The organism is Micromonospora sp. CNZ303, from assembly GCF_004345505.1.
The window spans coordinates 1-8,466 of record NZ_SLVT01000040.1 but is presented as its reverse complement, the minus strand read 5'-3'; the positions used below and the strand labels follow the sequence as shown (position 1 = coordinate 8,466).

The 8,466-nt window shown below is 71.5% G+C and carries 11 protein-coding genes; 5 read left to right on the top strand and 6 right to left on the bottom strand.

Annotated features, from left to right (window positions below; translation table 11 throughout):
* The first annotated feature begins 391 nt into the window (after positions 1 to 391).
* The 3 genes from EV374_RS33695 (at position 392) to EV374_RS32245 (ending at position 2,337) form a co-directional block, all read left to right on the top strand.
* Complete coding sequence (locus EV374_RS33695) at positions 392 to 697, top strand: hypothetical protein (protein ID WP_486486076.1); 306 nt, start codon at positions 392 to 394, stop codon at positions 695 to 697.
* Between the two features lie 91 nt (positions 698 to 788).
* On the top strand, positions 789 to 1,154 hold the full coding sequence (locus EV374_RS32250) for a helix-turn-helix domain-containing protein (RefSeq protein ID WP_132240943.1): 366 nt from the start codon (positions 789 to 791) through the stop codon (positions 1,152 to 1,154).
* 4 nt (positions 1,155 to 1,158) lie between these two features.
* On the top strand, positions 1,159 to 2,337 hold the full coding sequence (locus EV374_RS32245) for a site-specific integrase (protein ID WP_132240942.1): 1,179 nt from the start codon (positions 1,159 to 1,161) through the stop codon (positions 2,335 to 2,337).
* A gap of 69 nt (positions 2,338 to 2,406) precedes the next feature.
* On the opposite strand, the gene EV374_RS32240 is transcribed toward EV374_RS32245, so the two are convergent.
* The 6 genes from EV374_RS32240 to EV374_RS32215 form a co-directional block, all read right to left on the bottom strand.
* Complete coding sequence (locus EV374_RS32240; protein ID WP_207914710.1) at positions 2,407 to 2,790, bottom strand: DUF3703 domain-containing protein; 384 nt, start codon at positions 2,788 to 2,790, stop codon at positions 2,407 to 2,409.
* Entirely contained in the window at positions 2,787 to 3,527 is a 741-nt protein-coding gene (locus EV374_RS32235) for a cation efflux transmembrane domain-containing protein (RefSeq protein ID WP_132240941.1), read from the bottom strand. Before EV374_RS32235 ends, EV374_RS32240 begins: the two co-directional genes overlap by 4 nt.
* Positions 3,527 to 3,856 (bottom strand): metalloregulator ArsR/SmtB family transcription factor, encoded by a 330-nt coding sequence (locus tag EV374_RS32230; RefSeq protein ID WP_132240940.1) that lies wholly within the window; start codon positions 3,854 to 3,856, stop codon positions 3,527 to 3,529. Before EV374_RS32230 ends, EV374_RS32235 begins: the two co-directional genes overlap by 1 nt.
* Before the next feature lie 217 nt (positions 3,857 to 4,073).
* Positions 4,074 to 4,748 (bottom strand): DUF6766 family protein, encoded by a 675-nt coding sequence (locus EV374_RS32225; protein WP_132240939.1) that lies wholly within the window; start codon positions 4,746 to 4,748, stop codon positions 4,074 to 4,076.
* 83 nt (positions 4,749 to 4,831) lie between these two features.
* Positions 4,832 to 5,173 carry a hypothetical protein gene (locus EV374_RS32220; protein WP_486486075.1) on the bottom strand — a complete coding sequence of 114 codons (342 nt, stop codon included), beginning with the start codon at positions 5,171 to 5,173 and terminating at the stop codon, positions 4,832 to 4,834.
* Positions 5,174 to 5,239: 66 nt separating this feature from the next.
* A complete protein-coding gene (locus EV374_RS32215; RefSeq protein WP_165947971.1) occupies positions 5,240 to 5,653 on the bottom strand; it encodes an STAS domain-containing protein in 414 nt (137 codons plus the stop codon).
* Positions 5,654 to 5,931: 278 nt separating this feature from the next.
* Here EV374_RS32215 and EV374_RS32210 point away from each other — a divergent pair, with 278 nt between their 5' ends.
* Positions 5,932 to 7,725, top strand: a complete 1,794-nt coding sequence (locus EV374_RS32210; RefSeq protein WP_132240936.1) for a thiamine pyrophosphate-requiring protein — start codon at positions 5,932 to 5,934, stop codon at positions 7,723 to 7,725.
* Between the two features lie 92 nt (positions 7,726 to 7,817).
* Entirely contained in the window at positions 7,818 to 8,330 is a 513-nt protein-coding gene (locus EV374_RS32205) for an HPP family protein (RefSeq protein WP_132240935.1), read from the top strand.
* Positions 8,331 to 8,466 lie beyond the last annotated feature (136 nt).

Here is an 8,466-nt window from a genome sequence, read left to right as displayed (position 1 = left end):
ACGTCCTCCATGCCATGCTCCGCGACAAGATCCCCTACCAACCACGCCCCACCAGACCAGTCCCCGCTTGACGAAACCCATAGGGACACCCCCCCACACGAACCCAAGAGATCACCACGGGCGAACGGTGACCGACGCCGCCCGGCTTCTGCCCACCCCACGCGCCAGCGACACCGGCACGTCAGGGCGACGCGCCGGCACGGGCTTCCGGCCGCCGCTGTCACAAGTGTTACTACCGACACCATGAGCCACCGACGGGGCGAAAGGCTGCCCCGGGCAACGGGGCTCTCACGGCGACCTCACCCTGCCCTCAGCGGCGGTGCGGGTCCTGCCCACACCCCGCGCATCCGACGCGCGAGGACCCGGCAGACACGGCGACGGGGGAGCGGACGTGCGCACCACCATCGCCTGCCTCGGGCAACCCGACGAGCAGCGGTGGGGCACCTACGCCGCCGCCATCGCCCGCTGGGAACTGCTGCTGGACCGGCCCGCATCCCACCCGACCCAAACCGGTCGGCACGGCAAGCCAGTGCTGGCCCCGCCGTTCGTCGAATGGCTCATGGGACTACCCCCGCGCTGGGTCACAGACCCCACCCTCGCACTGCCCCGCACCGCCGCGCTGCGCGTGCTCGGCAACGGCGTCGTCCCCGCCCAAGCGGCGACCGCACTCCGTCTGCTGCTCTGCCGGCATCACTAACCCGGCCACCCGGGGTTCTTCGCGGGCAACCAACACCGCTGCCCGCGAAGAACCCCGCAGGCCATCGCCACCCCAACCACCCGGAGCCCTCATGCCCCCCAACCCGCCCCGATCCCGGCACCCGCTACCGCCACCCGCAAGCCCAACCCACCGAACCATCCCCACCGACGACCAGCAGCCTCGCCTCTACACCCCCGCCGAAGCCGCAGCGCTGCTGCGCGTCCCGGAATCCTGGCTGCGCCGCCGTGCCAGCCGCCGCCAGATCCCCCGCACCTTCCTCGGAAAACACCTGCGCTTCTCCGCCGCCGACCTCACCGCCATCATCGCCGCCGCCGCCGAACCCGCCACCGGACGACGGCGAACCCGCCGTGCCCCACGCCCCGCTATCACCGACTTGCCGCACCCCAAGAGTCACGCGTCAATCAGCGACGCATCACTGTCACACCGAACGGAGTAACCCCATGGCCTGGGTGGAAAAACGCGGTACCCGCTTCCGCGTCCGCCTCCGCACGACCGACGGCACCGTCACCACCGACTCAGTGCACGACCTCCGCGCCGACGCCGTCATCCGCGCCAAAGAAATCGACGTCGAACTCGCCCGTGACACCTTCATCGACCCCCGCGGCGGCCGAATCCCCCTCACCGAATGGGTTCCAATCTGGGAGTCAACACATCAAGCAGCCCCAGCCACCTGGTCGGCCTACCGCAGCCACCTACGCCTGCACATCCTGCCCGCTCTCGGCCACCTACCCCTGGTCGACATCCGTCGCCAGCACATCAAGACCCTCGCCGTCACCCTCGGCAAGCGCCTGGCACCCCGATCCGTCGCAGACGTGATCATGGTGCTGTCGATGATCCTGCAAGAAGCAGTCGAAGACCGCCGCATCCCCTTCAACCCCTGCCGAGGCATCCGCATCCCCAAAGGCATCCGCGCCGAACGACCCCACGCCACCGCCGAACAGGTCGCCGCCATCGCCGCCCGCCAAGCCCGCACCTCCGACGGACTCATGATCCTCACCGCCGCCTACACCGGCATGCGATGGGGAGAACTCGCCGGACTCACCCGCAGCAACCTTGACCTCACCACCGGCAGCATCTACATCCACCCCGACATCGGCGCACTGCACGAAGTCGACGGCAAACTGTTCCTCGGCCCACCCAAGACCAACGACTCCGTCCGCCACATCCGCCTACCCCGCTTCCTGACCAACCTCCTCGCCATACACCTCAGCGACAGCCCACACGACATCGTCTTCCCCGGCGCCCGCGGCTACCACCAACGCCGCTCCAACTTCAACCGCCGCGCCTGGACTCCCGCCGTCGCAGGCATCCCCGAACGAGGCACCCCGCCGATTCTGCCCGGCATGCACTTCCACGACCTGCGCCACACCCACAAGACCTGGCTCATAGAAGATGGCATCCCCGAGATCGCCCAAGCGCGCCGCCTCGGACACCGCCTCGGCGGCGTAAGGGGCATCTACAGCCACGTCACGGAACCGATGATCATCAACCTCGTCGACGCCCTGCAGCGCCGCTGGGAAACCACCCAGCCCGACCACCCCGACAGCACCGTCCGGCAGGGGGCGCCCGGGACCGGTTCGAGAGGAGCTGAGTCTCGCTCGACGGTCTGTTGCGGCTGAACGCTGGCGGTGGAGGGCCCATCCGGTCGGCTCGTCGGTGACCCGGGGGGCTGACGCGAGGCGGCTGGCTTACCGGCTGGTGTGGGTCGTCGGTGCGGTGGCGAGCAATGCGGCGAGGTCGGCCGGGATGGGCATGGGTTGGATCAGCGGTACGCGGGCGCGGCCGGTGTTGCCGGCCGGGTAGCGGTCGAGCGCGGACCCGGGTCCGGCCACGGCGAGGCGGATGACCTGCCCGACCGCCTCGACACGGTCGTGTTCGCGCAGGGCGCGGCGCAGCATGACGGCATGCACCACGGTGTGCGGCCACGGCCAGGGCTGGGACAGGATGTGCGCGCGTTCGGCCGCCCGCCATGCGCTCGCCGGGTCGGTCGCGGTGCGGGCGGTGGCCAGCTCGGCGTCGAACGCGGCCCGCACCGCCGGCGGCATCCGCCGCCCGATAGCCAGTGCGGTCATGTGGCGTCCGTGCAGCAGGAGCAGCCGGGCCGGCATCCGCACGTCTCGCCCTCGCCGGCGTCGTGCCCACCCGCGGCGGCGACGGGGGCGGTCAGAGGGACGGCACAGCAGGCGTCCCCCCGCCATGCCTCGCGGCCCTCCTTGACCGCGACGGCGGCGATGACCAGCGCGGCGATGGGGTCGGCCCAGGACCACGCGAAGAGGCTGTTGACCCCGAGGCCGACGAGCAGGACCGCGGACAGGTAGGTGCACAGCAGGGTCTGCTTGGAGTCGGCGACCGCGGAGCGGGAGCCAAGCTCCCGTCCGGCGCGGCGCTGGGCGTACGACAGCACCGGCATGACCGCCAGCGACAGCGCCGCGAGCACCAGGCCGACGCTGGAGTGCTCGGCGTCGGCGCCGCCGACCAGCGCCCGCACCGACTCCACGGTCACGTAGGCGGCGAGGGCGAAGAACGACACCGCGATGACCCGCAGCGCCACCTTCTCCCGGGCCTGCGGGTCGGGGGCAGCGAACTGCCACGCCACCGCCGCGGCCGAGGACACCTCGATGATCGAGTCGAGGCCGAAGCCGATCAGGGCGGTCGACGACGCCATGGTGCCGGCGGTGATCGCCACCACGGCCTCGATGACGTTGTAGGTGATGGTGGCGGCGACCAGCAGCCGCACCCGGCGGGCGAGCACCGTGCGGCGGACCGGCGACGGCCCCGCGGGGGTGAGGGTGATCAAGGGCAGGTTCATCAGCAGCAGCCCTTCTCCTCGGCGTCCGGGCAGGCGGCGGGGTCGACGGCCAGGACGAGGCCGAGCAGGTCGGCCAGGGCGTGCGCCAAGCGGGCGTCGGCCAGTTCGTATCGGGTGCGGCGGCCCTGCGGCACGGCGACCACCAGGCCGCAGCCGCGCAGGCAGGACAGGTGGTTCGAAAGGTTCTGCCGGGTCGTGCCCAGCAGCTCGGCCAGCTCCGCCGGATATCCCGGTCCGTCGCGCAGGGCCAGCAGCAGCCGTGCCCGCGTCGGATCGGACAGGGCGTGGCCGAAGCGGGCCAGCACCTGCCCGTGCGTCAACGTCTCCACGCCACAGACAGTACATTGAACGCTGTACCAGCAGGGTGATCGGCGCCTCACGTGTGCAGCAGACCCTCAGCTCACATCCCATGCTGGTGGTAGAGCAGGCGCTGCATCGTCGCTCGGGTTGAGCGAGGAACAGGCCCGCCGTCTGAGCGATCCGGCGACGAGGAAGCTTCTCTTCCGCCACCGGGTGGTGATCTGTCGAGCTGGATGCCGCGGCGGCTCAGCCCTCCACGCCGGTGGCGGTGTGTGCCGCGCCGACGGGCTTGGACTGCGAGGATCCCCGCTGCCGCAGGTAGATCGAGAGCACCACCATCGAGGTCACGGCGAGTAGTTCGGACTGCCAGTTCTGCAGGGTGCGGTTCCAGAAGTCCGATTGGAGCAGGTACTCCCCCCATGACACCGGGTCCTGGAGGTTGCCGAGCTGCTGTTCGTTGTAGGCGGCGACCCCGGTGACGGACTGGGCCAGCCACGACAGCAGGAAGATCGTTCCCATGACGAGGCCCAGCGAGTGGGAGAACAGGGCGTGCCGCAGACCACCGACGCGGGCCCACGCGGGTGACGTGCCGGTGGCGTGCGGCCCGACCATCTGGTCGGCGTCGGATTCGCGGCCGGGCTTGTCGAGTTCCTTGGACTCGGGTGAGCCCTTCTGCAACAGCCAGACGGTCAGGTAGATGAAGAGGAAGAACTGCAGGAACTCCGACTGCCAGTTCTCGGTCACGTCGACGGCGAAGCTCGCCGACGTGACGTACCGGCCGGGCGACACCGGTGACAGGCCCTCGCTGAGCTGCCGCTGGTTGAAGTCGGCGTGCCCGGCGAACGCCTGACCGACGAGCGACAGGAGGAACAACAGACCGAAGACCAGGCCGAGGGAGTTCTCGCGCAGGAATCTCCTCATCGGTGCAACACCCCCAGCGCGGTGAAGTACACGAGACCGGCGGCGATCACGAGCAGCAGCAGCACGAACTGGAAACGCACGGCTCACCCTCCCTGCAGCACACAGTCGTAGGGCCTGTCGCCCCGGGCGGTGCAGCCGGCGGCCACCACCCGCCAGCCGCCCCGGAAGACGGCGAGGAAGACGGTGTCACCGCTGAGCCGTACCTGTGCCCGCTGGCCGTACACGTCGGTGGCGACGACCGCGCCCGGGTCGGGCAGGTCCTCGGCCAGGATGGCCTCCGCGCACGGCTTGTCGGCGGACTGTTCCAGCTCGGCCACGGTGTCGGGTGCCAGCAGAGCACAGGCGGCGCTCCCGTCCTTCCCACCGGCGGCGGCGCTCAGCATCCGCGTGGCCACGGCGGCTGCCGCGTCACCACGGTCGGTCACCGCACCACATCCGGTCACGGCCGTCACGGCCAGGGCTGCGCCCACCGCTGCGAACCTCATGTCGGACTACATCCCCCCGCGGGACGCTTCCCAACCGGCATGGGGCCACCGACGCGGATCGGCCGCCGGCGCGTCGGTGCCCATCCGGACGCCGGTGGCCGCCAGCAGGTGCGTGACGCACGGGGCGGCCGCATGCAGGGTCAGCGTCACCTCGGCGCAGGTGGCGGCGTGTCGCGTACGCAGCAGGGCGGTGATGCCGTGGGCGCTGAAGAACGTCACCCGCGACAGGTCGAGCACGAGTCGGTCAGGACGCCGGGCGAGGGTGTGTTCGGCCAGTTCGGTGATGAGGTGCGCGGTGCTCATGTCGACCTCACCGCGAACGACGATCCACGGCGTCGCCCCGTCGTGGCGCAGGGCCACCGTCATGATCGGCTTGGCCTGCGGAGCGCGGCGTCGGGTGAACGGGCCGGCGATGGACATGGTGCCTCCCGATGTGGCATCGGTGAGTCGAATCCTCCCGCGGCTCGAAGCCGGGTCGGCGGACCTGGGCACATGTCTCGACCCGGCGGCCACCCTACCCATGGCGTCCACCGCTGAAACCGGGGCCGCGACCCGCACGGGCGGACACGTCCGGTATCGCACCCCGGGCGGCGGCGGCCCGGGAAGGAATCTCGAACCGGTGCCGTCCGTCCGGTTTGCCATGCCGGATCGGGGTACCGCCCCATGCTGGGAGCGCGGATGGAGTCGAAGGGGCGGCGATGGCGGACGAGACGGTGTCGGACCTGGTGGTCGCAAGGCTGGCCGACTGGGGGGTGGACCGGGTCTTCGGCTACTCCGGCGACGGCATCGACGGCGTGATGGGCGCGCTGCGCCGCGCCGGCCGGCCCGAGTTCGTGCAGGCCCGGCACGAGGAGACGGCCGCGTTCATGGCCTGCGGCCACGCGAAGTACACCGGCGGGCTGGGGGTGTGCCTGTCCACCCAGGGGCCGGGTGCGGTGCATCTGCTCAACGGTCTCTACGACGCCCGTTTGGACTCCCAGCCGGTGCTCGCGATCGTCGGTCAGCAGGTGACGTCGGTGCTGGGCAGCGGCTACCAGCAGGAAATCGACCTGGTACGCCTCTACGGCGACGTCTGCGCGCAGTTCGTGCAGACCGCGTACACGCCGGAGCAACTGCCGATGCTGCTCGACCGGGCGATCCGCACCGCGCTGGCCACCCGCAGCCCCACCTGCGTGATCCTGCCGCACGACGTGCAGACCGCCCCCGCTCCCGACCTCGGCGCCCACGAGCACGGCATCATGGTGACCAACCCCGGTCTGCCGGTGCCCGAGCTGCGGCCCCGCACCGACGACCTGCGGGCCGCCGCCGACCTGCTGAACGGCGGACAGCGGGTGGCGGTCCTGGTGGGGCAGGGCGCCCGCGCCGCCGCCGGCGAGGTGGTCGAGCTGGCCGAGGCGCTCGGCGCGGGAGTGACGGCGTCGCTGCTGGGCAAGCCGGTGCTGGACGAGGCGCTGCCGTTCCACACCGGCGTGATGGGCCACCTGGGCAGCACCGCCAGCAGCGCCCTGATGAGCGGGTGCGACACGCTGCTGATCGTCGGCAGCAACGATCCCTGGTCTGAGTTCTACCCGGCGCCGGGTCAGGCCCGGGCGGTGCAGGTCGACATCGACGGCCGGCGCCTGGGCATGCGCTACCCGGTGGAGGTGCCGCTGCTCGGCGACGCCGCCGAGACCATCCGGGCCCTGCTGCCGCTGCTCACACCCAGGTCGGACCGGAGCTGGCGGGAGCGCGTCGAGGGCGAGGTGGCGCGCTGGCGGGACATCGCCCGGCGGCGGGCCACCGCCGAGGCCGAGCCGCTCAACCCGCAGTACGTCCTGCACACCCTCACCGACCGGCTGCCCGGCGACGCGCAGGTGTCGGTGGACGTCGGATCAGTGACCTACTGGTACGCGCGGCACCTGCGGCTGCCCGTCGGCGTCGACGCGCACCTGTCCAGCACCCTGGCATCCATGGGGTCCGCGCTGCCGTACGGACTGGCCGCGAAACTCGCGGCCCCGCACCGCCCGGTGGTGGCCCTGGCCGGTGACGGGGCGATGCAGATGAACGGCCTGGCCGAACTGCTCACCGTCGCCCACCGCTGGCGCGATTGGGCCGACCCCCGGTTCGTGGTGCTGGTGCTGCACAATCGCGATCTCGCGGAGGTGAGCTGGGAGCAGCGGGAGATGGAGGGAGATCCCCGCTTCGTCGACTCCCAGCGCCTGCCCGACGCCCCGTACGCCCGCTGGGCCGAGCTGCTGGGACTGCACGGCGTCCGGGTCACCACCCCGGCCGCGGTCGACGCCGCATGGGACCAGGCCCTGTCGGCGGACCGGCCCACGCTGATCGAGGCGATCGTCGATCCGGCGATCCCGCTGCTACCGCCCGCGCAGCCGTACGACAAGGTCGCCACCATGTACGAGGCGCTCGCCCGGGAGGACACCGACCTGGGCCGGCGCGCGTTGGCGCACCTGCGCCGCGAACGGGCCACCGAGGGCTTCGACGATCCACGCTGACAGCGGGCAGGCGTGCCGACCGAAATCCACGAGAGCCAACGATGCGCCGAGGAACGAACGAGGGGGGGTGATGGGGCGGATCCGGCAGTCGGGTGCACGCCTTCGCGGGCAGCGCCCTGGCGGTGCTCATCGCCGGGGTGGTCGCGCTGCTCACCAGCCAACCGTGGCTGTTCCCCAGCCTCGGGCCCGCGGTGATGCTGCACGTGGAGAAGCCGAGCGCGCCGGAGTCATCGCCGCGCAACACGCTCATCGGGCACGGGGTGGCGCTGCTGGCCGGGTACGGCTTCCTGATGGCCTGCGGGCTGGCCGACAACCCGTCGGTGTTGCAGGAGGGGGTGAGCGCCTGGCGGATCGTAGCGGCGGCCGGATCGCTGGCGGTGACCGCGCTGGTGCTGATGGTGCTGAAGGCGTCGCATCCGCCGGCGGGTGCGACCACACTGATCGTGAGCCTGGGCCTGCTGACCACCCCGACCCAGTTGCTCGTCGCGGCCGGCGCGGTCGTGCTGGTCACGGTCGTCGACTGGCTGTACGGGCGGGTGTCCGGCCGGCCGATGCCGGTATGGGCGGCACCTGAGCAGTCATCGAAAGGAGGAGGTCGTGGTTGACCGGATCGCCGACCCGTGGGGTGAGCGGACCCCGTACGGGTCGGGGCAGGAGTGGCCGGTGCGGGTGGACCGGTTCCTCGACGGTGACCTGACCGAGGCGGACGTGGACCGGTGGGTGCAGTCGGCGTCGGTGCTG